Source organism: Rhizobium sp. NZLR1 (assembly GCF_017357385.1).
GTDB lineage: Bacteria > Pseudomonadota > Alphaproteobacteria > Rhizobiales > Rhizobiaceae > Rhizobium.
On record NZ_CP071632.1, the window covers coordinates 3,878,368 to 3,904,148 of the forward strand.

The following is a 25,781-nucleotide window of genomic DNA, read 5'->3' on the forward strand; positions in this document are numbered from 1 at the left end:
CCGCTATGCAAAAATTGGAGGCCGGCGCATGTCTCCATGGCCGGCCTCAAGGGAGGGGTAAGGTCGTCTTTTTCTTTTAGTTTTTAGTCTTCGTTTGCCGCCAGCTGCGACAGCACCTGGCCCCTGCCGCGAAGCCGCAGGATCAGCGGAATGAGAAAGGCCGCCGCCGCCGCGATGAGCAGGCCTGCCGCGATCGGCGACATCACCAGCGTCGTGACGTCGCCCTGGCTGATCGCCAGCGCCCGGCGCAGTTGCTGCTCGGCAAGCGGTCCGAGGATCAGGCCGACGACGGCAGGCGCGATCGGATAGCCGAAGAGCCGCATCACATAGCCGAGCAGGCCGAAGGTGAGCAGCATGCCGAGCTCGAACACCGATGGATTGGCGCCGATCGTGCCCAGCGTCGCAAACAGCAGGATGCCCGCATAGAGCCACGGCTTCGGAATGGTCAGCAACCGCACCCAGAGCCCGATCATCGGCAGGTTCAAGATCAGCAGCATCGCATTGGCGATAAGCAGGCTGGCGATCAGCCCCCAGACGAGCTGCGGATTGGTGGCAAACAGCAGCGGCCCCGGCTGCAAACCGTATTGTTGGAAGCCGGCAAGCATGATCGCCGCGGTTGCCGTCGTCGGCAGGCCGAGGGTCAGAAGCGGCACCAGGGTGCCGGCGGCCGATGCGTTGTTCGCAGCTTCCGGACCGGCCACGCCTTCGATCGCGCCATGGCCGAATTCCTCCGGGTTCTTCGCCAGCCGCTTTTCGGTCGCATACGAGAGGAAAGTGCCGATTTCGGCGCCGCCCGCCGGCATCGCGCCGATCGGGAAACCGATCAGCGTGCCGCGCAGCCAGGGCTTCCACGAGCGCGCCCAGTCCTCGGCGGTCATCCATAGCGAACCCTTGACCGCCTCGACCTTCTCCGCGATCCGGTTGCCCTGCGCGGCGATATAAAGCGTCTCGCCGATCGCAAACATCGCCACCGCCAGCGTCGTTACCTCGACACCGTCGAGCAGGTTGGGAATGCCGAAGGAAAGCCGCGCCTGCCCCGTCTGCTGGTCGATGCCGACCATGGCGAGCGCGAAACCGATGAACAGCGACGTCAGCCCTCTTAATGCAGAATCGCCGAAGGCCGAGGAGACGGTGACGAAGGCAAGCACCATCAGCGCGAAATATTCGCGCGGCCCGAAGATCAGCGCCAGCTTGACGATATAGGGAGCGATAAAGGCAAGCCCGAGCGTGGCAATCAGGCCGGCGACGAAGGAGCCGATCGCCGCTGTCGCCAGCGCCGGTCCGCCGCGCCCGGCGCGCGCCATCTTGTTGCCCTCGAGCGCGGTGACGATCGAGGCGCTTTCACCCGGTGTGTTGAGCAGGATCGATGTCGTCGAACCGCCATACATGCCGCCGTAGTAGATGCCAGCGAACATGATCAGCGAGCCGCCGGGATCGAGTTTATAGGTCACGGGCAACAGCAGCGCCACGGTGAGTGCCGGGCCGATGCCGGGCAGCACGCCGACGGCGGTGCCGAGCGTCACGCCGACCAGCGCATAAACCAGGTTCATCGGCTGCATCGCAACCAGGATACCCTGCCATAGGAATTCAAATGTGCTCATCTTGGTGTCCCAAGCGGCGTTCCCGACCACGCGATTTCGGGGTCAAGCGCCGCGCAAAATCAAAAGAGCTGACAGCGCGTCCCGCGCGGTCAGAAGAACAGATGTTCGAGCGGGCCGGCCGGCAGCGTCAATTGCAGCAGCTGCGAGAAGATCGCCCAGACGACGAAGCTGAGGACGATGCCAAGCGGCAGCGAGATCCAGAGCTTGCGTTTGCCGAAACCGCGTGCCGTCAGCGCGAAGAGGATACCGGTCGCGATCGAGAAGCCGGCGACGCGCAGAAGCAGCATCTGGCCGGCCAGGCCGGCGACGATCCAGATCACGGGCGCCACTTCCTGCGTCTCGCGTTCCGGAAAATCGCCGCGCCAGGCTTCGGCGGCAGTCCAGATCCCGAGACAGAACAGCCCGAACGCCACCACTTGAGGTACTGTCGCCGGGCCAATGCGGTCGTATTGTGCGATCGTCTTCAGATGCGAGGCATCCCAGGCCATCACGCCGGCGATGACGAAGAGGAAAACGGCAATGATGAACGCCGCCCAATCAGGGCGGCGTGTCGTTGCCGAGGAGGTGTTATCCTCGCTCATTGAACAAGTCCGATATCTTTAAGAATGCCTTCAGTGGCGGAGACATCCTTCTCGAGCTGCGCCTTGAAGGCATCGCCGGACAGATAGGTGTCGGCCCAGCCCTTGGTCTTCAGAGTTTCCTGCCAGGTGGCGGAGCTATGCAGCTTCTCGAAATCGGCGGTGACGCTTGCCACCTGCTCTGGCGACAGGCCGGGAGCAGCGGCGACCATGCGCCAGTTCTGGATGACGACGTCGGTGCCGGCTTCCTTCAGCGTCGGGGCATCGACACCGTCGATACGCTTGTCGCTGGATACGGCGAGAAGGCGGAGCGTGCCGGATTTCACCTGCGATTCGAACTCACTGTAGCTGGAGACGCCGGCTGTCACCTGGCCGCCGAGAATGGCGGCGAGCGCCTCACCACCGCCGGAGAAGGCGACATAGTTGATCTTGGTCGGATCGACGCCGGAGGCTTTGGCGATCAGGCCGACGGTGATGTGGTCGGTACCACCGGCCGAACCGCCGCCCCAGGAAACGGCGCCCGGATCCTTCTTCAGCGCCGCAACCAGATCGGCCATGGTCTTGATCTCGGACGCAGCAGGAACAACGACGGCCTCATACTCGCCGGTCAGACGGGCGATCGGCGTGACTTCCTTGAGCGTCACCGGCGATTTGTTGGTGAGGATCGCGCCGACCATGACGTAGCCGCCGACGATCAGTGAGTTCGGGTTGCCGGCAGCCTGGCTGGCAAACTGCGCAAGGCCGATGGTGCCGCCGGCACCTGGAACGTTCTGGACCTGCACGTTGCCGGAGATCTTCTCCTGCTGCAGCGCGGTCTGCAGCGAGCGGGCCGTCTGGTCCCAGCCGCCGCCGGGGGCAGCCGGCGCGATGATGGTGTAGTCGGCCGCATAGGCCGGCAGCGCGATGGTCGCGGCAAGCAGGGTTGCGATGAAAGTATGCTTCACGATGTTTCCTCCGTCGGCGGTTGAGCGAACCGCCTGTTATTCTCTGGGAATCGGGAGGAATGGCCGGCCAGCGGACGCAAGTGTCCTGAATGACGAGCAGAATACCTCCCAAGGCTTCAGCTCTCCGCCTCCACGGAGAAGAAGTAGCCAAAGCCACCACAACAAGCTGTCATTTAGCTGACATCGGGGAGATATCCAGGAGAAGAGGCCACTTTTTTGCCGTAATTACCAGGCGCGGGCCTAAGTCCTGGGTTCCATGTGTGAACCAGCCGAACCCTGAACGCCTCACTGTGCCCGCAGGACCTCGTTCCAATGCGCGATCAGCCGCGCCCGTTTCACCTGGTCGAGATAAACCATCAGCCCGGGGCTGACCGGCACCGGCCGCAGTTGGGCGCCGAGCAGTTCCTGCAGCGTATTGGCGGTATTTTCCCCTGCCACCTCGGGGCTAACGGCCGGGATCTGTAGCTCGCGCGCCATGATCGTCTGCCCTTCCCTCGACATGAAGAAGGTGAGATAACGCCGGCCGAGTTCCGGCTCGGCCGCCGCCTGCGGCACCAGCCCGATCCGCGACATCACCACGGTATAGTCTTTCGGCAGCACGATGCCGACATCCGGAAACCGCGAGGCCCAGTCGGCCGCATAGGAGCCGAGAATATTGTAGCCGAGCACGAAGCGCCCGTCGGCTACACGTTCGAGGATCGCCGAACTCGTTGAATAGAGCTTGACGCCGGCAGCCCCCATCGCTCCGATCACCGACCATATGTCGCCGAACTGCTCCTGGTCGCGCGCCATGAAAAGAAACCCGACGCCGGAGCGCTCGATATCGTAGGTGCCGATCCGCCCATAGACGTCGTTGCCCTTGCGTTTGAGGTAATCGACGAATTCCGCCCGCGAGCTCGGCACCGGCTCATGCGCAAAGCTCGGCTTGTGATAGACGAACACCGCCGGCTCGAAGGTCAGCGCATAGGCGGTGTTGCGCCAGTTCGCCCATTTCGGCCATGCGGCGCTCATCGGCAGGTTGCTGACCTGCGCATATCCGTCATTGGACAGCTTCACCTGCAAGTCCATCGCCGAGGAAAAGGCGAAATCCGCGGTCTTCTTGCCGGCATCCGTCTCCCTGACGATCCGGTCGTGGATATCGCCGGTCAGCATGTCCTCGTATTTGACCGCGACGTCGGGATTGGCTTCCTGGAATCCCCGGATCATCGGCCGCGCCAACGGCTCGTCGAGCGAGGAATAAACCGTCAGCACCGGCGCATCGGCCTTGCCCGATTTCGCCGGATAGAAGGCCTGCTCGGCGAGCGCAAAGCCCGGCCAGAACGCCAGCAGCAAGATCAAAACTCTCCTCATGCCGTAACAATGCCTGAGGGCGCGGGGAGGAGCAAGGGCGGTGGAACTAGGCGAGGATCCATTCCATCAGGGCGTTTTGTGCATGCAGCAGGAAAGCCTTGGCGGCGCGGCTTTGGCACAGCAGATGCTCCATCGCTTCGGTCGTCACCTCCTCGCCGCGCCTAACCGGCGGGCACGGCAGGAAGATCGCATCCTTCCGCAGCCGATCGAGCAGATCGGTCCCGATCCGATAGCCGGCGAGCGCGTCTCCGGCGACGTCACCCGGCCATGAATCGGTGATGACGATGTCGGCATCCAGCAACTCGCCCATATCGGTGCTCACGCGAAAACGCCTGTTGAGCAGCGCGGCGTCACGGATGTGCCAGCGCTCTGGATAGACCTGCACCACCTCGACCGGCAATGCGATCGACGCTTCGACCCAGGAGCGCAGGATATTCGCATCCGCCGCCACCCCAACGACCTTCAACCTGTCGATCGAGCCGCGCCGGCTGTTGATATAGCCAAGGTCGCCGAGCGTCTCGCAAGGGTGGTTGGAACGGGTGCGCGCATTGATGACCGGCATCGGCGCGACTGCCCCCACCGCCTTCAGCGTCGCCAATTCCCTTGTGCGGATCACCAGCATGTCGAACCAGTTGCCGAGATAACCCGCAAGATCGCCGGTCTCCTCCCGGGCATTGAAGCCGATCGGCACATGCACGCAGATGCCGCCCATTGCCTGAATGCCGAGATCGAAGGCAGTCGTATTGCGCCAGCCGCCGTCATCGGCAATCAGCGCAACGCGTTTGCCCGCAAGGCTCTGCGGCATCGCATTTCCATCCCAGGCTTTGGCGAACTCACCGGCGCGCGCGATAATCGACCGAAGCCCGGCCTCCGGAATATCGTAAAACTCCAGAAAATTCCGGGCCGAACCTGTCATCCAAAATCTCCGCCGCGCATGAAACATCACCACAATAACCGGCGCCGGCGTCACGGCAACCGCCGAAGCAACCGTGAATCGCATTCATACCGCGTTGGATACGATCGCGAATCGTCTTCTAGGTTATGCCCCGTGGGTCCGGCTCAAGCCTAAAATCGACCGGCGATCGGTTTTATGTACCGACCCCCGGAAGCATCGGCCAAAGCAAAAAACCCCGATTTCTCCGATTAGAATCGACCCTTCATCACAAAGGATTAGCGACAAGCATCATCCTTCACCCATTCAGAGTATTGATGAAGATCGGCGACGCTATATGGTCGCGCTGCCGTGTCAAAACGTCGAATTCGCCCGAATTTCTATTCGGGGGACGACTCTACGCGACAAAAACTCTATAAAAAGCTGGACTAAACTGGGAAGATCCTGGGGAGGGGTCATGGAACGACGACTGAGCGCTATTCTCGCTGCGGATGTCGTTGGCTACAGCCGACTGATGGGCATCGATGAATCCGGCACGTTGCAGGCGCTGAACCGCCATCGCTGCGAGCTGGTCGACATTCGGATTTCAGACTACAAGGGCCGGATCGTCAAACTCACCGGCGACGGCATCCTTGCCGAATTCCAGAGCGTGGTGAATGCGGTCGCCTGCGCCGCCGAAATCCAGCGCAGCATGGCCGCCCGCAACGAGAACGTGCCCAAAGACGAACGCGTCGAATTCCGGATCGGCATCAATCTCGGCGATGTCGTGGTCGAGAACGGCGACATCTTCGGAGACGGCGTCAATCTTGCCGCCAGGCTTGAGCGTATCGCAGCGCCGGGCGGCATCGCCGTATCGGCCTCGGTGCGCGATCAGGTCGGCGCGCGGCTCAATCTTGGCTTCGAATTCATCGGCGAGCATATGCTGAAGAACATCCGGCAGCCGGTTCAGGTCTATACCGTCACCCTGGCGCCGCCCTCCTCGGCGAAATTGGTCGCGCAGAACCGCAATACCTGCTTCATCGCCGTGCTGCCCTTTACCAATATGAGCGGCGATGCCGACCAGGACTATTTCTCCGACGGCATCACCGAAGACATCATCACCGATCTCTCCAAGATCTCCAGCCTGCACGTCGTGCCGCGCAATACCATTTTCACCTACAAGGGCATATCGGTGAAGGTGAAGCGGCTCGCCCAGGAACTTGGTGTGCGCTACGTGCTCGAGGGAAGTGTGCGCATCTTCGGCAATCGCGTGCGCATTTCCGGCCAGCTGATCGACACCGCCAATGGCGATCATCTCTGGGCCGAACGTTATGACCGCGACCTCACCGACATCTTCGCCATCCAGGACGAGATCACCCATGCAATCGTCGGCCAGCTCAAGGTGCGTCTGCTGCCGGAGGAGAAAAAGGCAATCGCCACTGAGCCGACCGCCAATGTCGAGGCCTATACCTATTACCTCCGGGGCCGTCAGCTTTCCCACACCTGGACCAAATCCTATCTCCAGCTCGCAAGGCGCATGTTCTGCAAGGCGGTGGAACTCGACCCCGACTATGCCCGCGCCTATGCCGGCATCGCCGATTGCGACGCGGCGATCCGCGATTGGGCACCTGACGACGTGCCGCTGAGGCGCATCCTCGACATGAGCGCCCGCGCGCTTGCGCTTGATCCCGACCTTCCCGAGGCCCATGCCTCGCACGGCCTGGCCCTGCATCAGAGCGGCTATGACGACAGGGCCGCGGCCGCGTTCGAACGTGCCCTGGCGCTCGATCCGAACCTCTTCGAGGCGAATTTCCACTATGCCCGGTTCTTCTTCATGCACGGCAATTTTGCCGAATCGGTTCAATATTTCACCCGCGCCGCCGCGATCCGTCCTGACGACTACGTCTCACCGATCCACCTGATGTCCGCCTACCGCTCGCTCGGCCGTCTGCTGGATACGGAAAACTGGGCGCGCCTCGGCCTGCTGCGCGCCGAACGCGCGCTGAACGTCAATCCGGAAAATTCCGGCCCGGCCCATCGCGGCGCGCTGGCGCTTGCGCATATGGGCGATATCAACAGGGCGCGCGACTGGGCCGCCCGCGCCATCGCCATCGATCCCGACGACATCGTCGCGCAGTATAATCTCGCCTGCGTCTATTCCGTCCTCGGCGATGCCGACCAGGCGATCGATCTCCTTGAGAGGCTGCTGCCGAACAGCTCCGTCTACCATATCAAATGGTTCAACAATGATTCCGATCTCGACAACATCCGCGACGATCCCCGTTTCCAGAAACTCCTCAACGCCGCACTGACGCAGCGCGAACGGATCGAAAGGACCGGAAGCTGACGCCGGGCTTTCCCGGCGTTCACCCAATCTTGAAAATCCCAATCTTCAAAATCCCGATATTCAAAATCGTTGTGACATCGCTCCCCCACCTCTGTAGTCTCCTTTGAAAAACAGGGGGAGATCCGTGCGCATCCTGCTCACCGAAGACAATATCGCGCTGGCCGACGGCCTGTCGGCGATCTTGCGCGGCACGGGCCATGCCGTCGATGTCGTTCACGACGGCGCATCCGCCAATGCGGTCATCGCCGCTGAAAATTTCGATCTGGTGATCCTCGACCTCAACCTGCCCGAGATGGACGGGCTCGACGTGCTGCGCGCCATGCGCGCCCGGCAAAACCAGGCAGCCGTGCTCATCCTGACCGCACGCGGTACGCCGGAAGAACGGGTGAAGGGTCTCGATCTCGGTGCCGACGATTATCTGATCAAACCCTTCGACATCGCCGAATTCGAGGCCCGCGTGCGCGTATTGCTGCGCCGCCAGGCAGGCCTGCGCTCGGCGACTGTCAGTTTTGGCAGCATCTCGTTCGATCTCAATTCCCGAGCCTTTTCGGCAGGCGCCACGCCGCTGGACATTCCCGCCCGCGAACTTGGGCTGCTCGAAATTCTTTTCATGCGGGCCGGCAAGGTCGTCGCCAAGGAGGCGATCATCCAGTCGCTGACGGCCTTCGACGACGACATTTCGGCAAACGCCATCGAGCAATATGTCAGCCGCCTGAGGAAACGTCTCTCACCGCACGGCCTGACGGTCAAGACCGCCCGCGGCATCGGCTATTATCTCGACAAGCTTCCCGAGGCCTCATGAAAGCCGCCTATTCCCTCAGGCGCCGGCTGCTCTTCTGGCTACTTGTGTCCACAGCGGTCATCGGCACGCTGGCGCTCGCCGATACCTATCGCGAGGCGGTCCAGACCTCGAACATCGTCTCCGACCGTGTGCTCGCCGGCTCCGCGCTGGCGATCGCCGAACGCGTCGTCGTTGCCGAAGACGGCACCCTGCAGGTCGATATCCCCTATGTTGCGCTTGAAATGCTGACCTCGGCCGCGCAGGACCGCGTCTTCTACCGCGTCGACGGTCCGCCGGGCAAATTTATCACCGGTTACCAGTCGCTGCCGGTCCTGAAGAAGACACCCGCCAATGCCGCCGCCTTCGCCGACGACAGCTTCCGCGGAGAGCCGATCCGCGTCGCCACACTCGAACGCTCCGCCTCGACGGGCATCCGCTCCGTGCCCTTCGTGGTGACGGTCGCCGAAACCACCATTGGCCGACGGCAGCTGGCGCAAGCAATCCTCGTTCGCTCGGCACTCCGCCTCGCCTTCATGATCGCGGGTGCCGCCGTCATTGTCTGGATCTCAGTCACGGTGGCCCTGCGTCCGCTCTACAAACTCGGCGACGCCATCGGCGAACGCAGCCCCGATGATCTGCATCCGATCGAGCAGACGGTGCCGAGCGAGGTCCAGCCGCTGGTCGATACGGTGAATAGCTTCATGGTCCGCCTGCAATCGGCCCTCGATGCGCTCCGCCACTTCACCGGCAATGCCAGCCATCAGCTGCGCACGCCGCTGGCGATCATCCGCACCCAGCTTGCTCTCTCTGCCCGCGCCGGCTCGCTTGAGGAGGCGCAGGCGGCAGCTCTGAAGGGCGATCAGGCGGTGGCGCATGCCGAGCGCATCCTCGCCCAGCTTCTCCTGATGGCAAAGATCGACGCGGCCACCGCCAAGGAAGCACTGACCGCCTCCGCCATCGATCTTGCCGCCATCGCCCAGGAAATTACCGGTGAGCAGATCCCGACGGCTGCCGTCGCCGGCATCGATCTCGGTTTCGAGGGCGGAAGCCCGGCGATGATCCGCGCCGAGCCGCTGCTCATCGGCGAAATGCTGCGCAACCTTGCCGGAAATGCCATCGCCTATGCCGGCAAGGGAGCTGAGGTCACCGTCCGCATCATCGCAGCAGCAGAGACGATCCGCCTCGAAGTCGAGGACAACGGCCCCGGCATTCCACGCAACAAGCTGGAGGCGGTGCGCGGGCGTTTTTCGCGCGGCAATGAGACAGGTGCGCCGGGCGCCGGCCTCGGCCTGCCGATCGTCGAGGAAATCGCCAATCTTTTCAATGCCAACCTGACGCTGGAGCCGGGCCCGGATGGCAGGGGCCTGAAGGCGGCCGTCACCTTCGCCAAGGCCGCATAAAAGCCTTCAGCCTCTACAACGCCGCGCGTCTTTCGGACGCGCTAAGGACGCCGTAGCATTTTGAATCGCGGCATAATTCCTTAAATCGATTCCGATTTAAGGAATTATGCCGGTGACCTTTCCAGCTTGCTTTCTTTCGCTGCATTGCACACACTGATTTCGGGAACAGCAAGCCGCACGACGATGCGCGCCGGATAAAAGAGAAATATGTCGATCAAAGCCAGCATCTATCATCTGACCCATTACACTTATGATAAACCGATCCGCCTCGGCCCACAGATCATCCGACTGAAACCTGCCTCGCATTCGAAGACACGGGTGCTCAGCCACTCGCTGAAGGTCACGCCCTCCAACCATTTCGTCAACCTGCAGCAGGATCCCTACGGCAATTACCTCGCCCGCTACGTCTTTCCGGACCCGGTGACGGAGTTCAAGATCGAGGTCGATCTCGTCGCCGACATGACGGTCTACAATCCCTTCGACTTCTTCGTCGAGGAAGAGGCAACCAAGTGGCCCTTCGGGTACCCTGAGACGATCCAGGAAGATCTCTCGATCTATATGACGCCGGAACCGGCCGGTCCCCGCCTGAAGGCAATGCTGCCGACGCTCGACTGGTCGCCCGACCAGCCGACGGTCGATATGATCGTCGGCCTGAATGCCCGCCTGCAGCGGCAGATCGGCTATGTCATCCGCATGGAAACCGGCGTGCAGACGCCGGAGGAGACGCTTGAAAGCGCCAAGGGCTCCTGCCGCGACACCAGTTGGCTGCTCGTCCAGATCCTTCGCCATCTCGGCCTTGCCGCCCGCTTCGTCTCCGGCTACCTCATCCAGCTGACGCCGGACCTGAAAGCACTCGACGGCCCCTCCGGCACCAAAGTCGATTTCACCGACCTGCATGCCTGGGCGGAGGTCTATCTGCCCGGCGCCGGCTGGGTCGGCCTTGATCCGACGTCTGGGCTGCTGACCGGCGAAAGCCACATCCCGCTTGCCGCCACGCCGCATTATCGCAACGCCGCGCCGATCTCGGGCGGTTATTTCGGCGAGGCCGAAACCGAATTCGCCTTCGACATGAAGGTCTCGCGCGTCGCCGAACACCCGCGCATCACCAAGCCTTTCTCCGATGAAAGCTGGGACGAACTCAACGAACTCGGCGAGAAGGTCGATCGTGTCCTCGAAGCCGAGGACGTGCATCTGACGATGGGCGGCGAACCGACCTTCGTTTCGATCGACGATTTCCAGTCCGAGGAGTGGAACACCGCCGCCGTCGGCCCGACCAAGCGCGAAAAGGCCGACAGCCTGATCCGCCGGCTGCACGAACGCTTCGCCCCCGGCGGTTTCCTGCATTATGGCCAGGGCAAATGGTATCCGGGCGAAAGCCTGCCGCGCTGGACCTTCTCGCTCTACTGGCGCCGCGACGGCAAGCCGGTCTGGCAGAACCTCGATCTGGTGGCTGTCGAAGGCAAAGATACCGGCGTCACCGCCGAGGATGCCGAGAAGTTTTTGACGGCGATCGCAAAGGAACTGGCGATCAAGCCTGACATGGTGCAGCCGGCCTATGAGGATCCAGCCGACTGGATCATCAAGGAAGGCAGCCTTCCCGAAAACGTCGATCCGTCGAATTCGAAGCTGAAGGATCCCGAAGAACGCAACCGCATCGCCCGGGTGTTTGCCCGTGGCCTTACCGTCCCCACGGGTTACATCCTCCCGGTTCAAGCATGGAACGCCAAGGCGGCTGAAAGCCGCGTCTGGGTCAGCGAGAAATGGCGCACCCGCCGCGGCAATATCTTTCTCGTCCCGGGCGACAGTCCCATCGGTTACCGCCTGCCGCTCGGCACACTGCCCTATGTTCCCCCGGCGCGTTATCCCTATATCCACCCCGCCGATCCGACGATCCCACGTGAACCGCTGCCTGATGTCTTTGTACCGGCCGGCCGCGCCATGCCTGAAGCCTCGTTCAATGCCGACGAGGGCAATCGCGGCCGGATCGAACAGACGCTCGGTGAACTCCGCGGGGCCGTGCGCACCGCCATGTCGGTCGAGCCGCGCGACGGCAGGCTCTGCGTCTTCATGCCGCCGGTCGAGCGCATCGAAGATTATCTCGAGCTGATCGCCGCTGCCGAAAACGCCGCCGCCGAGCTCAAGCTTCCGGTCCACATCGAAGGTTACCCGCCGCCGCAGGACGAGCGCATCAATGTCATCCGCGTCGCCCCGGATCCCGGCGTCATCGAGGTCAACATTCATCCGGCCTCGAACTGGAAGGACTGCGTCGATATCACTACGGCGATCTACGAGGAGGCGCGTGACACCCGGCTTGGCGCCGACAAGTTCATGATCGACGGCCGTCATACCGGCACCGGCGGCGGCAACCATGTCGTCGTCGGCAGCGCCAATCCGAACAACAGCCCGTTCCTGCGCCGTCCCGATCTCTTAAAGAGCGTCGTCCTGCACTGGCAGCGGCACCCCTCGCTCTCCTACCTCTTCTCCGGCATGTTCATCGGCCCAACCAGCCAGGCGCCGCGCATCGATGAGGCTCGTCACGACAGCCTCTACGAGCTGGAGATCGCCATGGCGCAGATCGCTGCACCCGGCCGCGGCCAGCAGCCGCTGCCCTGGCTCGTCGACCGCCTGTTCCGCCACCTTTTGACCGACGTTACCGGCAACACCCACCGCGCCGAGATCTGTATCGACAAGCTGTTTTCGCCGGACGGTCCGACCGGACGGCTCGGCCTCATCGAGTTCCGTGGCTTCGAAATGCCGCCGAACGCCCGCATGTCGCTCGCCCAGCAATTGCTGGTCCGCGCGCTGATCGCCCGGTTCTGGGTCAACCCGGTCGATGGCAAATTCGTCCGCTGGGGCACAACTCTGCACGACCGTTTCATGCTGCCGCATTTCGTCTGGGCCGATTTCCTCGACGTGCTTGCCGACCTTCGCGAAAACGGCTTCGACGTCAGTTCGGAATGGTTCAAGGCTCAGCTCGAATTCCGCTTCCCCTTCTGCGGCGAGGTCGAATACGAAGGCTCCAAACTGGAGCTGCGCCAGGCGCTTGAACCCTGGCACGTCATGGGCGAGGAAGGTGCGCCGGGCGGCACTGCCCGTTACGTCGACAGCTCCGTCGAGCGCCTTCAAGTGCGGCTCGAGACCAGCAATGCGGCGCGCTACACCGTCACCTGCAATGGCCGCACTCTGCCGCTGACGCCGACCGGCACCTCCGGCGTATCGGTCGCCGGCGTCCGTTACAAGGCGTGGCAGCCGTCCTCCGGCCTGCATCCCGTCTTGCCGATCAACACGCCTTTGACTTTTGACATTTATGATACATGGTCGAAGCGTTCGATCGGCGGCTGCATCTATCATGTTGCCCATCCGGGCGGCCGGACCTATGACACCTTCCCGGTCAACGGCAACGAGGCGGAAGCAAGGCGGCTCGCCCGCTTCGAGCCGTGGGGACATACGGCGGGTGGTTATATCCCGCGCGCCGAGACGGGTTCTCTTGAATTCCCGCTAACGCTGGATCTGAGGCGGCCCGCCGGAATTTGAAGCCGGGGGATTGAGGCTGAGGTTAAGGCCGGGGGTTTAAGGCTTGGGTTTTGATGGGTAAGAGGCCGGCAGTTGAGCGCAGGGGAGAAGCAGAGGACCGCATCGGCAAGGATGCGGCCTTCGACTATGAGCCGCTTCCTGGCACCGCCGACGAGATGGTCGACAATAAAGGTGTTGTCCGCCCGGTCTGGAAGAATTTCCTGTCGCATCTGAGCGCAATGCCGGAAAAGGATCTCGCCGAGCGTTTCGCCCGCGCCGACCGCTATCTCCGGGATGCCGGCGTCTTCTACCGTGCCTATGGCAGCAAGGGCACCGGCGAACGCGCCTGGCCGATCTCGCATATTCCGGTGCTGATCGACGAGCGCGAATGGCAGACGCTGTCGGCAGGCCTCGTCCAGCGCGCCGACCTGCTCGAGGCGATCGTTGCCGATATCTACGGCGACAACCGGCTGGTGCAGGAAGGGGTGCTGCCGCCGGCGCTGATGGCCGCTAATCCCGAATTCCAACGCCCGCTCGCCGGCATCCGGCCGGCCTCCGGCCATTATCTGCATTTCTGCGCCTTCGAGATCGGCCGCGGACCGGACGGCAACTGGTGGGTGCTGGCCGACCGGACGCAGGCGCCGTCGGGCGCCGGTTTCGCGCTGGAAAGCCGCGTCGCGACGACCCGGGCCTTTTCGGATATCTACGCCGAAACCCCGGTCCACCGCCTCGCCTCCTTCTTCGGCGCCTTCCGCGACGCGCTGCAGGGCATGAAACATTCGGGCGACGACCGCATCGCCGTGCTGACGCCAGGCCCCGCCAACGAGACCTATTACGAGCACGCCTACATCGCCCGCTATCTCGGCTTCATGCTGCTCGAGGGCGAGGACCTCACCGTCGTCAAGGGCCGCGTCATGGTGCGCACCGTCGCCGGCCTGAAGCCGATCGGCGTGCTCTGGCGCCGTCTCGATTCGGCCTTTGCCGACCCGCTGGAGCTGAACCAGAATTCGCATATCGGCACGCCCGGCCTCGTCGAAGCGCTGCGCGCCGAAAGCGTCACCATCGTCAATGCGCTCGGTACGGGGGTTCTCGAAACCCGGGCGCTTCTGGCCTTCATGCCGACCATCTGTCACCGTCTACTGGGGCAGGATCTGCAACTTCCATCGATCGCCACCTGGTGGTGCGGCCAGGAGGAAGAGCGCGAGCACGTCGCAAAGAATATCGAGAAGATGGTGATCGGCCCGGCCTATTCCCGCGCCCCCTTCTTCGACGACAGCGGCGAATCCGTGCTCGGCTCGTCACTGCGTGCGGCCGCCAAGGATTCCATCACCGACTGGCTGAGTTCGGACGGACCGAAACTTGTGGGACAGGAGGTCGTCACGCTCTCGACGACGCCCGCCTGGGTGGACGGCAAGCTCGTGCCGCGGCCGATGTCGCTGCGCGTCTTCGCCGCCCGCACCGCGAACGGCTGGCAGATCATGCCCGGCGGTTTTGCCCGCATCGGCTCTGGCGCCGATGTCGCGGCGATCGCTATGCAGTCAGGCGGGGCGGCCGCCGACGTCTGGATCGTCAGCGACAAGCCGGTCGAGCGCCACACTCTGCTGCCGGCCGAAGGCAGCTTCACCCGCAACATGCCGGGCAGCCTGCCAAGCCGGGCGGCCGACAATCTGTTTTGGCTCGGCCGCTACATCGAGCGCGCCGAAGGGGCGCTGCGCATCCTGCGCGCCTGGCATGCGCGTTATGCCGAGGCTGCCGATCCGAGCCAGCCGCTGCTCGCCGACGTCTCCGAGTATCTCACGGCTGTCGATATCGATACCGCCGAGGCCGTGCCCGAAACGCTTTTACGCCACATCGACAGCGCCGTTTATTCCGCAAGCAACATCCGCGACCGCTTCTCGCCGGATGGCTGGCTCGCCCTCAACGATCTCGCCAAGACCGCCCGCCGTTTCCATGTCAGCGTCGCTGCAGGCGATGACGCTAGTCACGCGATGACCATCCTTCTGCGCAAGCTTGCGGGCTTCGCCGGGCTGGTGCACGAGAACATGTACCGCTTCATGGGCTGGCGCTTCCTCTCGCTCGGCCGTTATATCGAGCGCGGCCTGCACATGACGCGGCTGCTCGGCCACATGTCCGGCCCGGAAGCACCCGACGGCGCGCTCGACATGCTGCTCGAGATCGGCGACAGCGTCATGACCCACCGCCGCCGCTACAACGTCAACACGGCGAGGCTGACCGTCACCGACCTTTTGGCGCTCGACCCCCTCAACCCCCGCTCGGTCCTCTTCCAGGTGAACGAGATCCACCACGAGGTCGAGCAACTGCCGAACGCCCTGATCAACGGCCAGATGTCGCCCTTCTACCGCGAGGCGATGCGGCTCCATTCCGGCCTGGCAGTGATGACGCCGGAGGGCATGGGGGTCGAGGTCTATCAACGGCTCGAACGCGAATTGGAGCAGCTTTCCGAGCTGCTCGCCCAGACCTATCTCGGGTGACATCAATGCTCTACGATCTTTCGCTTCGGATGGGTTACAGCTACGACGTGCCGGCCTCCGGCGCCCGCCACATCATGCGCCTGATGCCGCTGTCACTGACCAACCGGCAACGGCTGGTCGCCGGCTCGATCACCATCTCGCCGACGCCAGAGGAGCAGTCGCATTTCGTCGATTTCTTCGATCATCCCGCCACCTCCTTCATGCTGCGCGCGCCGCACGAGACGCTCGACATTCGCATGCAGGCCCGCGTGCAGGTGGAAAGCCAGCCGATCGCCGCCGATTTCTCGCCATTGCTCGCCGACTTGCCGGAGGAGATATCAGGCATCTGGTCGCTGGCGCCGGATTCGCCGCACCACTTCCTCGGCGACAGCCCGCGCCTGACCCAAGCGCGCGAGATCAGCGACTATGCCCGAAGCTGCGCCATGCCTGATCTGACGGCGATGCAGATCGCCCATGCGCTCTGTGCCCGCATCAACAAGAATTTCACCTACGACCCCGAGGCGACGACGGTGGACACGACGCCGCTCGAAGCATTCACGCTGAAGCGCGGCGTCTGCCAGGATTTCACACACATCATGATCCTGGCGCTCCGGAGCCTCGGCATTCCGGCCGGCTACGTCTCCGGTTTCCTGCGCACCATCCCCCCACCGGGCAAGGAACGGCTGGAAGGTGCAGATGCCATGCATGCCTGGGTGCGGGTCTGGTGCGGCGAGACGATCGGCTGGATCGAGCTCGACCCGACCAACAACATCGCCGCCGGCACCGACCACATCGTCGTCGCCTACGGCCGGGACTATTCCGACGTCGTCCCCGTCATCGGCGTGTTGAAAAGCTATGGCGGCCAACGCGCCGACCAGGCGGTCGACGTGATCCCGCTGAAATAATCCCAAAACTGGAAGAATCCGCCGATTCGTTAAAATTGTATTGACGTCGTAAGGACAACGGAAAGGAGGAGCGTGCCTAATGTCACCCACAGGGTCTATTTCGGGTGAACATGATGAGCACCTCTTTTTTGCATCCCCGCCTGCGTCGCATGTTCAGCGACCGTGGCGGTAATTTCGGTATGATGACGGCGATCCTGCTGCCCGTTCTTTTCGGTGCAGCCGGCATGGCGATCCAGGTGGGCGATATATTGCTCTCCAAACAGCAATTGCAGGAAGCCGCCGATTCCGCCGCGCTCGCAACCGCGACCGCGCTGGCGAACGGCACGATCCAGACTTCGCAGGCCGAGGCCTTCGCGCGGAATTTCGTCGCCGGACAAATGGCGAATTACCTGCAGAGCAGCGCCGATATCAAGAGCGCGACAGGCGTCGATATCAAGACAACGACGTCGGGCAAATCGACATCCTATCAGGTGACGGTTTCACCAAGTTACGACCTCACCGTCAACCCGCTGATGCAGGCGGTCGGTTTCAGCACGCAGCATCTTTCGACATCAAGCACGACCGTCGGCGGCCATTCGGAAACCCAGGGCTCGCTCTCGATGTATCTCGCGCTCGATAAATCAGGGTCGATGGGAGATCCTACCGAAACCGTCAACGTGGATGATCCGACGGAACCATTCACCTACGACTGCAACCTCCACTACAACAGCAAGAATAATAAGTGGGTTTACGACAAATGCACCGGCAGCCGCGCAAATTACTACACCAAGATAGAGGCGCTGAAGATCGCCGCCGGCAGTCTCTTTAGCCAGCTCAACAGCGCTGATCCCAATGCCGAATATGTGCGCACCGGCGCCGTATCCTACGATATCAATCAATACGCGCCGAGCAAGCTCGCTTGGGGGATCACCGCTGTCACGAGTTATGTCAACGCGCTTCAATCGGGAGGCGGCACGAATTCAAGCGGCGCAGTGAACACGGCTTACACATCTCTGACCGCCAAGAACGCCGCGGGCAATGACGCCGAGGACGCAGCTCACAAGCTCAAGACCGGGCAAGTACCCAAGAAGTACATCGTTTTCATGACCGATGGCGACAACAACGACGACAGCAGCTACGGCCGTTCATACGACACCTTGACCAAGGCAACATGCGACACCGCGAAATCCAAGGGCATCGAAATTTACACGATCGCCTTCATGGCGCCCGCGGGCGGACAGGCGCTGCTGCATTATTGCGCTTCCGATGACGCCCATTATTTCCAGGCGGAAAAAATGGAAGATCTGCTTGCCGCCTTCAAGGCGATCGGAGCGAAGGCCTCTGCACAGATGACACGTCTGACGAACTGATAAACGCTCGAGAAACGGGAACCAAAAAGCCGCTCCGGAACAAACCGGGGCGGCTTTTCGTTATCGCTATCCCATCCATCTGATCGGGAAAAGCGATTGAAATCAACCCCCTTGAACCCTGTGAATATGAAGGTTTCGCAATTTTTTCGTTTGTCCAAATCCTTTGTTGCAAGTGCTTAGTAACGATGCATAAACTGTCGTCGATGCGAGCGACAAATCGATTAGATCAGGCATAACATCCTGAAACCAAATTAAAATTGGCGAGACCTGACAATGAACACCGTTTCCAAGCCGGTTATCCCCTCCCCCGCCCCGCGCAGCTCAAAGCCGGAAATTCTCGCCGAAGAAATCATCGAACGCCTGACCTACCGCATCGGCAAGGATGCCAAGGTGGCAAAGCCGCATGACTGGCTGACGGCAACAATCCTGGTGGTGCGCGACCGCATCATCGACAGATGGATGGCCTCCACCCGCGAAGTTTACGCGACCGGCGCCAAGCGCGTTTATTATCTTTCCCTCGAATTCCTGATCGGCCGCCTGATGCGCGATGCCGTCTCGAACCTCGGGCTGATGGAGGAGGTGCGCGATGCACTCGCCTCGCTCGGCGTCGACGTCAACGTCATTGCCGGCCTGGAGCCGGATGCCGCCCTCGGCAACGGCGGCCTCGGCCGTCTGGCGGCCTGTTTCATGGAAAGCATGGCGACGGTCGACGTCCCCGCCTATGGCTACGGCATCCGCTATGTCCACGGCCTTTTCCGCCAGCAGTTGGCCGACGGCTGGCAGGTGGAGCTGCCGGAAAACTGGCTCGCCCACGGTAATCCCTGGGAGTTCGAGCGCCGCGAGAGCGCCTATGAAATCGGCTTCGGCGGCGCCGTCGAATTCATCACAACCCATGACGACCAGCCGCGTTACGTCTGGAAACCGGCCGAGCGCGTCATCGCCGCCGCCTTCGACACGCCGGCCGTCGGCTGGCGCGGCAAGCGCGTCAACACCTTGCGCCTCTGGTCGGCGCAGCCGATCGATCCGATCCTGCTCGATGCCTTCAATGCCGGCGACCACATCGGGGCGCTGCGCGAAAGCAACAAGGCCGAAAGCCTGACCCGGGTCCTCTATCCTGCCGACGCCACCCCGGCCGGCCAGGAACTGCGCCTGCGCCAGGAATTCTTCTTCTCCTCAGCCTCGCTGCAGGACATCCTGCGCCGTCATCTGCAGCAATATGACGATTTCACTTCGCTGCCGGACAAGGTAGCGATCCAGCTGAACGACACCCATCCCGCCGTCTCGGTCGCCGAACTCGTGCGTCTGCTCTGTGATGTACACGGGATGGATTTCGACCAGGCCTGGGATATCACCCGCCGGACCTTCTCCTACACCAACCACACGCTTCTGCCGGAAGCGCTGGAAAGCTGGGCGGTGCCGCTGTTCGAGCGTCTGCTGCCGCGCCACATGCAGATCATCTATGCGATCAACGCCAAGATTCTGATCGACGCGCGCAAAGGCAAAAACTTCTCCGACGGGGAAATCCGCTCGATCTCGCTGATCGATGAAAGTGGCGACCGCCGCGTGCGCATGGGTAACCTTGCTTTCGTCGGCTCGCATTCGATCAACGGCGTCTCTGCCCTGCACACCGACCTGATGAAGGTCACGGTCTTTGCCGACCTGCATAAACTCTATCCCAATCGCATCAACAACAAGACCAACGGCATCACGCCGCGCCGCTGGCTGCAGCAGTGCAATCCCGGTCTCACCGGCCTGATCCGCGAGGCGATCGGCGACGAATTCCTCGACGACGCCGAGAAGCTGCGCCCGCTCGAGGCGCATGCTTCGGATCCGAGCTTCCAGGAGAAGTTCGCAGCGGTAAAGCGGGCGAACAAGGTGGCGCTCTCCAACCTGGTCGCCAGCCGCATGGGCGTGAAGCTCGATCCGTCGGCGATATTCGACATCCAGATCAAGCGCATCCATGAATACAAGCGTCAGCTGCTGAACATCATCGAAGCCGTCGCGCTCTACGACCAGATCCGCTCGCATCCCGAGCTCGACTGGGTGCCGCGCGTGAAACTCTTCGCCGGCAAGGCGGCGCCGAGTTACTACAACGCCAAGCTGATCATCAAACTGATCAACGACGTCTCCCGCACGATCAACAATGATCCGTCGGTGCGCGGCCTGCTGAAGATCGTCTTCGTGCCGAATTACAATGTCTCGCTCGCCGAAGTCATGGTTCCGGCCGCCGACCTCTCCGAACAGATATCGACCGCCGGCATGGAAGCGTCCGGTACCGGCAACATGAAGTTCGGCTTGAACGGTGCGCTGACCATCGGCACGCTCGATGGCGCCAACGTCGAGATGCGCGACAATGTCGGCGAGGACAACATCGTCATCTTCGGCCTCAAGGCCGACGAGGTCTCAAAGGTCCGCAGCGATGGTCACAATCCCCGCGCCATCATCGAGGGCTCGCGCGAACTCGCCCAGGCGCTCGCTGCCATCAGCTCCGGCGTCTTCTCGCCCGATGACCGCAACCGTTACACGGCGCTGATCGACGGCATCTATTCGCACGACTGGTTCATGGTCGCTGCCGATTTCGACGCCTACGCCCAGGCGCAGCGCGAAGTCGATCAGATTTGGACCGACCAGTCCGCCTGGTACACCAAGACAATCAACAACACGGCGCGGATGGGCTGGTTCTCTTCCGACCGTACGATCAGGCAATATGCAGACGAAATCTGGAGAGCCGGATGAAAACGCCGAAAACCGTCCCTGAGGTAAAGCTTTCCTGGGAAATTTCGGCAGATGAAATCGCGGCGATCCTTGCCGGCTCGCATTCCAATCCCTTTGCCGTCCTAGGTGCACACCAGGCAGGCGATGCCTTCGTCGCCCGGTGCTTCATCCCGGGTGCCGAGGAAGTCACCGCGATGACGCTCGACGGCGGCGTCATCGGCGAACTGAAACAGCTCCATGCCGACGGCGTCTTCGCCGGCCCGGTTTCCCTCACCAAGCTCCAGCCGGTGCGTTACCGCGCCCGGCGCGGCGATGCCGAATGGGCTGTCACCGATCCCTACAGCTTCGGTCCGGTGCTCGGGCCGATGGACGATTATTTTGCCCGCCAAGGCTCACACCTGCGCCTGTTCGACAAGATGGGCGCCCACCTCATCAAGCATGATGGCGCCCAGGGCATCCATTTCGCCGTCTGGGCTCCGAATGCGCAGCGCGTTTCTGTCGTCGGTGATTTCAATAATTGGGATGGCCGCCGCCACGTCATGCGCTTCCGCTCCGATAGCGGCATCTGGGAAATCTTTGCCCCAGACGTACCGATCGGCGTTGCCTACAAGTTCGAAATCCGCGGCCAGGACGGCGTGCTGCTGCCGCTGAAGGCCGATCCCTTCGCCCGCCGCAGCGAACTCCGACCGAAGACCGCCTCTATCACCGCTGCCGATCTGGAACAGGAGTGGGATGACGAAGCTCATCTGAAGCACTGGCGCGAGACCGACAAGCGCCGCCAGCCGATCTCGATCTACGAGGTGCATGCCGCCTCATGGCGGCGCCGGGACGATGGCACGATGCTTTCCTGGGACGAGCTCGCCTCCAGCCTCATCCCTTATTGCGACGACATGGGCTTCACCCATATCGAATTCCTGCCGATCACCGAGCACCCCTACGACCCCTCCTGGGGTTACCAGACGACAGGTCTCTACGCACCGACCGCTCGTTTCGGCGAGCCGGAAGGTTTCGCCCGTTTCGTCAACGGCTGCCACAAGGTCGGCATCGGCGTCATCCTCGACTGGGTGCCAGCGCATTTCCCGACCGACGAGCACGGCCTCGGCTGGTTCGACGGCACGGCACTCTACGAGCACGAAGACCCGCGCAAGGGCTTCCACCCGGACTGGAGCACGGCGATCTACAATTTCGGCCGTACCGAGGTCGTTTCCTATCTCGTCAACAACGCGCTTTACTGGGCCGAGAAATTCCATCTCGACGGTCTGCGCGTCGATGCCGTCGCCTCGATGCTCTATCTCGATTATTCGCGCAAACACGGCGAATGGATCCCGAACGAATATGGCGGCAACGAAAACCTCGAAGCGGTCCGCTTTCTGCAGGACCTCAACATCCGCATCTACGGCAATCATTCCAACGTCATGACCATTGCCGAGGAATCGACCTCCTGGCCGAAGGTCTCGCAGCCGGTCCATGAAGGCGGCCTCGGCTTCGGCTTCAAGTGGAATATGGGCTTCATGCACGACACGCTGAGCTACATGAGCCGCGATCCCATATACCGCGGACACCATCACAACGAGCTTACCTTCGGCCTGCTTTACGCCTATTCCGAAAATTTCGTCCTGCCGCTCTCGCATGACGAGGTTGTCCATGGCAAAGGCTCGCTGATCGCAAAGATGCCGGGCGATGACTGGCAGAAATTCGCCAATCTGCGCGCCTACTACGCGTATATGTGGGGCTATCCCGGCAAGAAGCTGTTGTTCATGGGCCAGGAATTCGCCCAGTGGAGCGAGTGGAGCGAGGAGAAGTCGCTCGATTGGAACCTGCTGCAGTATCGCATGCATGAGGGCATGCGGCGCCTGGTGCGCGATCTCAATTTCACCTACCGCAGCAAGCCGGCGTTGCATGAACGCGATTGCGAGGGCGAAGGTTTTGAATGGCTCGTCGCCGACGACCACCAGAATTCGGTCTTTGCCTGGCTGCGCAAGTCGCCGGGCCAAAAGCCGGTCGCCGTCATCACCAATTTTACCCCCGTCTACCGCGAGAACTACACGATCCGCCTGCCCTCCGCAGGCCGCTGGCGGGAAATCCTGAATACCGATGCCGACATCTACGGCGGCAGCGGCAAGGGCAATGGCGGGCGCGTGCAGGCCGTCGATGCCGGCGGCGACATCACCTGCTCGATCACCTTGCCGCCCTTGGCGACAATCATGCTTGAACCTGAAAATTAGTGACTGGTGGGAGGAGAAAATGGTAGAGAAGCGCGTTCAGCCACTTGCCCGCGATGCAATGGCTTATGTTCTGGCCGGCGGCAGGGGGAGCCGTCTTAAGGAACTCACCGACCGGCGTGCCAAGCCGGCCGTCTATTTCGGCGGTAAGGCCCGCATCATCGATTTCGCCCTGTCGAACGCCCTGAATTCCGGCATCCGCCGCATCGGGGTTGCCACGCAATACAAGGCGCATTCGCTGATCCGCCACATGCAGCGCGGCTGGAACTTCTTTCGCCCTGAGCGCAACGAGAGCTTCGATATCCTGCCGGCCAGCCAGCGCGTTTCTGAAACGCAGTGGTACGAAGGCACAGCCGATGCCGTCTATCAGAACATCGACATCATCGAGGATTATGGTGTCGAATACATGGTCATTCTCGCCGGCGACCATGTCTACAAGATGGACTATGAATGGATGCTGCAGCAGCACGTCGATTCCGGCGCCGACGTCACCATCGGCTGCCTGGAAGTGCCACGCATGGAGGCGACAGGCTTCGGTGTCATGCACGTCAACGAGAAAGACGAGATCATCGCCTTCGTCGAGAAGCCGGCCGATCCGCCGCCCATTCCCGACAAGCCGGATTTCGCCCTCGCCTCGATGGGCATCTACGTCTTCCACACCAAGTTCCTGCTCGATGCGCTGCGCCGAGACGCCGCCGACCCGAACTCCAGCCGCGACTTCGGCAAGGACATCATCCCCTATATTGTCAACAACGGTAAGGCAGTCGCCCACCGTTTCGCCAAGTCCTGCGTCCGTTCCGATTTCGAGCACGAGCCCTATTGGCGCGACGTCGGCACGATCGACGCCTATTGGCAGGCCAATATCGACCTGACTGCGATCGTTCCGGAGCTTGATATCTACGACAAGTCCTGGCCGATCTGGACCTATGCCGAGATCACCCCGCCGGCGAAATTCGTCCACGACGACGAGGATCGCCGCGGCTCGGCCACCTCCTCCGTTGTCTCCGGCGACTGCATCATCTCCGGCGCCAGCCTCAACAACAGCCTGCTCTTTACCGGTGTCAGGGCCAACTCCTTCTCCAAATTGGAAGGAGCGGTCATCCTGCCGAACGTGAAGATCGGACGGCGGGCGCAGCTCAAGGATGTGGTGATCGACCATGGTGTCGTCATTCCGGAAGGCCTGGTCGTCGGTGAAGATCCGAAACTCGACGCCAAGCGCTTCCGGCGGACGGAAAGCGGCATCTGCCTGATCACCCAACCGATGATCGACAAGCTGGATATCTGACTTATGAAAGTTCTTTCGGTTTCATCCGAAGTCTTCCCTTTGATCAAGACAGGGGGCCTGGCCGATGTGTCAGGCGCCCTGCCGATTGCTCTGCAAGCCTTCGGGGTCGAGACCAAGACCCTTCTGCCCGGCTATCCCGCCGTCATGAAGGTCATTCGCGACCCGGTCGTCATGCTCGAACTCCCCGACCTGCTCGGTGAGCCGGCGACCGTACTTGAGGTCCAGCACGAGGGCCTCGATCTGCTCATTCTCGATGCGCCGGCCTATTACGACAGGCCGGGCGGCCCCTACGTCGATCCGCTCGGCAAGGACTATCCCGACAACTGGCGGCGTTTCGCCGCTCTATCGCTCGCCGCCTCCGAGATCGCCGCCGGCCTGCTGCCCGGCTGGCGGCCGGATCTCGTCCATACCCACGACTGGCAGGCGGCGCTGACCTCGGTCTACATGCGCTATTATCCGACGCCGGAACTGCCGAGCGTGCTGACCATCCACAATATCGCCTTCCAGGGCCAGTTCGGGTCCGAGATCTTTCCCGGCCTGCGCCTGCCCGCCCATGCCTTCGCCACCGACAGCATCGAATATTACGGAACTGTCGGTTTCCTCAAGGGTGGCCTGCAGACCGCCCATGCGATTACGACGGTCAGCCCGACCTATGCCGACGAGATTCTGACGCCGGAATTCGGCATGGGGCTCGAGGGCGTCATTGCCAGCCACATCGACAATCTGCACGGCATCGTCAACGGCGTCGACACCGATATCTGGAACCCGGCGACCGATCCCGTCGTCCACACCCATTACGGCGCGACGACGCTGAAGAACCGCGAGGAGAACCGTCGCTCGATCGCCGAATTCTTCCATCTCGACAATGACGACGCCCCGATTTTCTGCGTCATCAGCCGTCTCACCTGGCAGAAGGGCATGGATATCGTCGCCAACGTCGCCGACGAGATTGTTGCCATGGGCGGCAAGCTCGTTGTGCTCGGCTCCGGCGAAGCGGCACTTGAAGGCGCGTTGCTGGCCGCCGCCGCCCGCCATCCCGGCCGCATCGGCGTCTCGATCGGCTATAACGAGCCGATGTCGCATCTGATGCAGGCCGGCTGCGATGCGATCATCATCCCTTCGCGCTTCGAACCCTGCGGCCTGACCCAGCTTTACGGCCTGCGTTATGGCTGCGTGCCGATCGTCGCCCGCACCGGCGGACTGAATGACACGGTGATCGACGCCAATCACGCCGCACTTGCGGCGAAAGTGGCAACCGGCATACAATTCTCACCTGTGACGGAAACGGGCATGCTACAGGCAATCCGCCGTGCAATGCATTTTTACGCGGACCGGAAACTCTGGACCCAATTGCAAAAGCAAGGCATGAAATCGGATGTCTCCTGGGAGAAGAGCGCCGAACGCTACGCTGCCCTCTATTCAAGCCTCGTCTCGAAAGGCATGTGAACT

The 25,781-nt window shown here is 62.1% G+C and carries 16 protein-coding genes; 11 read left to right on the top strand and 5 right to left on the bottom strand.

Translation table 11 applies throughout. The annotated features are described in order from the left end of the window. Positions 1 to 83 precede the first annotated feature (83 nt). The 5 genes from J3O30_RS19160 to J3O30_RS19180 all read right to left on the bottom strand — a co-directional run bounded on the left by J3O30_RS19160 (position 84) and on the right by J3O30_RS19180 (position 5,389). Positions 84 to 1,601, bottom strand: a complete 1,518-nt coding sequence (locus J3O30_RS19160; protein WP_207581778.1) for a tripartite tricarboxylate transporter permease — start codon at positions 1,599 to 1,601, stop codon at positions 84 to 86. 89 nt (positions 1,602 to 1,690) lie between these two features. After that, a complete protein-coding gene (locus J3O30_RS19165) occupies positions 1,691 to 2,182 on the bottom strand; it encodes a tripartite tricarboxylate transporter TctB family protein (RefSeq protein WP_207581779.1) in 492 nt (163 codons plus the stop codon). Continuing rightward, a complete protein-coding gene (locus J3O30_RS19170) occupies positions 2,179 to 3,123 on the bottom strand; it encodes a tripartite tricarboxylate transporter substrate binding protein (protein WP_207581780.1) in 945 nt (314 codons plus the stop codon). The genes J3O30_RS19165 and J3O30_RS19170 overlap by 4 nt, the downstream gene beginning before the upstream one ends. Before the next feature lie 285 nt (positions 3,124 to 3,408). Then, positions 3,409 to 4,455: an ABC transporter substrate-binding protein gene (locus tag J3O30_RS19175; protein WP_207581781.1), complete on the bottom strand. Its 1,047-nt coding sequence runs from the start codon at positions 4,453 to 4,455 to the stop codon at positions 3,409 to 3,411. Positions 4,456 to 4,519: 64 nt separating this feature from the next. Next, on the bottom strand, positions 4,520 to 5,389 hold the full coding sequence (locus tag J3O30_RS19180) for an ornithine carbamoyltransferase (RefSeq protein WP_207581782.1): 870 nt from the start codon (positions 5,387 to 5,389) through the stop codon (positions 4,520 to 4,522). Positions 5,390 to 5,822: 433 nt separating this feature from the next. Between J3O30_RS19180 and J3O30_RS19185 the strand changes: the two genes are divergently transcribed. The 11 genes from J3O30_RS19185 to glgA all read left to right on the top strand — a co-directional run bounded on the left by J3O30_RS19185 (position 5,823) and on the right by glgA (position 25,778). Further along, entirely contained in the window at positions 5,823 to 7,691 is a 1,869-nt protein-coding gene (locus J3O30_RS19185; protein WP_207581783.1) for an adenylate/guanylate cyclase domain-containing protein, read from the top strand. 124 nt (positions 7,692 to 7,815) lie between these two features. Further along, complete coding sequence (locus J3O30_RS19190) at positions 7,816 to 8,493, top strand: response regulator transcription factor (protein ID WP_207581784.1); 678 nt, start codon at positions 7,816 to 7,818, stop codon at positions 8,491 to 8,493. Next, positions 8,490 to 9,872, top strand: a complete 1,383-nt coding sequence (locus J3O30_RS19195; protein WP_207581785.1) for a sensor histidine kinase — start codon at positions 8,490 to 8,492, stop codon at positions 9,870 to 9,872. Before J3O30_RS19190 ends, J3O30_RS19195 begins: the two co-directional genes overlap by 4 nt. 207 nt (positions 9,873 to 10,079) lie before the next feature. Continuing rightward, entirely contained in the window at positions 10,080 to 13,406 is a 3,327-nt protein-coding gene (locus tag J3O30_RS19200) for a transglutaminase family protein (protein WP_207581786.1), read from the top strand. 53 nt (positions 13,407 to 13,459) lie between these two features. Then, the gene (locus tag J3O30_RS19205; protein WP_207581787.1) at positions 13,460 to 15,877 is read left to right on the top strand and encodes a circularly permuted type 2 ATP-grasp protein; all 2,418 of its coding nucleotides are present in this window, start codon (positions 13,460 to 13,462) and stop codon (positions 15,875 to 15,877) included. 5 nt (positions 15,878 to 15,882) lie between these two features. Beyond that, positions 15,883 to 16,761: a transglutaminase family protein gene (locus tag J3O30_RS19210; RefSeq protein WP_207581788.1), complete on the top strand. Its 879-nt coding sequence runs from the start codon at positions 15,883 to 15,885 to the stop codon at positions 16,759 to 16,761. A gap of 113 nt (positions 16,762 to 16,874) precedes the next feature. Then, positions 16,875 to 18,110 carry a TadE/TadG family type IV pilus assembly protein gene (locus J3O30_RS19215; protein ID WP_207581789.1) on the top strand — a complete coding sequence of 412 codons (1,236 nt, stop codon included), beginning with the start codon at positions 16,875 to 16,877 and terminating at the stop codon, positions 18,108 to 18,110. A 273-nt stretch (positions 18,111 to 18,383) separates the two neighbouring features. Next, positions 18,384 to 20,846, top strand: coding sequence for a glycogen/starch/alpha-glucan phosphorylase (locus J3O30_RS19220; protein ID WP_207581790.1), 2,463 nt, complete (start codon positions 18,384 to 18,386; stop codon positions 20,844 to 20,846). Further along, complete coding sequence (glgB, locus tag J3O30_RS19225; protein ID WP_207581791.1) at positions 20,843 to 23,050, top strand: 1,4-alpha-glucan branching protein GlgB; 2,208 nt, start codon at positions 20,843 to 20,845, stop codon at positions 23,048 to 23,050. The genes J3O30_RS19220 and glgB overlap by 4 nt, the downstream gene beginning before the upstream one ends. Positions 23,051 to 23,069: 19 nt before the next feature. After that, entirely contained in the window at positions 23,070 to 24,332 is a 1,263-nt protein-coding gene (gene glgC, locus J3O30_RS19230) for a glucose-1-phosphate adenylyltransferase (RefSeq protein WP_207581792.1), read from the top strand. Between the two features lie 3 nt (positions 24,333 to 24,335). After that, entirely contained in the window at positions 24,336 to 25,778 is a 1,443-nt protein-coding gene (gene glgA / locus J3O30_RS19235; RefSeq protein WP_207581793.1) for a glycogen synthase GlgA, read from the top strand. Positions 25,779 to 25,781 lie beyond the last annotated feature (3 nt).

Excerpts from the sequence above, each read along its gene's own strand:
- J3O30_RS19195 (WP_207581785.1), top strand. The coding sequence starts at position 8,490 with ATGAAAGCCGCCTATTCCCTCAGGCGCCGGCTGCTCTTCTGGCTACTT.
- J3O30_RS19185 (WP_207581783.1), top strand. The coding sequence starts at position 5,823 with ATGGAACGACGACTGAGCGCTATTCTCGCTGCGGATGTCGTTGGCTAC.
- J3O30_RS19180 (WP_207581782.1), bottom strand. The coding sequence starts at position 5,389 with ATGACAGGTTCGGCCCGGAATTTTCTGGAGTTTTACGATATTCCGGAG.
- J3O30_RS19205 (WP_207581787.1), top strand. The coding sequence starts at position 13,460 with ATGGGTAAGAGGCCGGCAGTTGAGCGCAGGGGAGAAGCAGAGGACCGC.
- J3O30_RS19210 (WP_207581788.1), top strand. The coding sequence starts at position 15,883 with ATGCTCTACGATCTTTCGCTTCGGATGGGTTACAGCTACGACGTGCCG.
- J3O30_RS19220 (WP_207581790.1), top strand. The coding sequence starts at position 18,384 with ATGAACACCGTTTCCAAGCCGGTTATCCCCTCCCCCGCCCCGCGCAGC.
- J3O30_RS19215 (WP_207581789.1), top strand. The coding sequence starts at position 16,875 with ATGAGCACCTCTTTTTTGCATCCCCGCCTGCGTCGCATGTTCAGCGAC.
- glgC (WP_207581792.1), top strand. The coding sequence starts at position 23,070 with ATGGTAGAGAAGCGCGTTCAGCCACTTGCCCGCGATGCAATGGCTTAT.
- glgA (WP_207581793.1), top strand. The coding sequence starts at position 24,336 with ATGAAAGTTCTTTCGGTTTCATCCGAAGTCTTCCCTTTGATCAAGACA.
- J3O30_RS19165 (WP_207581779.1), bottom strand. The coding sequence starts at position 2,182 with ATGAGCGAGGATAACACCTCCTCGGCAACGACACGCCGCCCTGATTGG.
- J3O30_RS19160 (WP_207581778.1), bottom strand. The coding sequence starts at position 1,601 with ATGAGCACATTTGAATTCCTATGGCAGGGTATCCTGGTTGCGATGCAG.
- glgB (WP_207581791.1), top strand. The coding sequence starts at position 20,843 with ATGAAAACGCCGAAAACCGTCCCTGAGGTAAAGCTTTCCTGGGAAATT.
- J3O30_RS19200 (WP_207581786.1), top strand. The coding sequence starts at position 10,080 with ATGTCGATCAAAGCCAGCATCTATCATCTGACCCATTACACTTATGAT.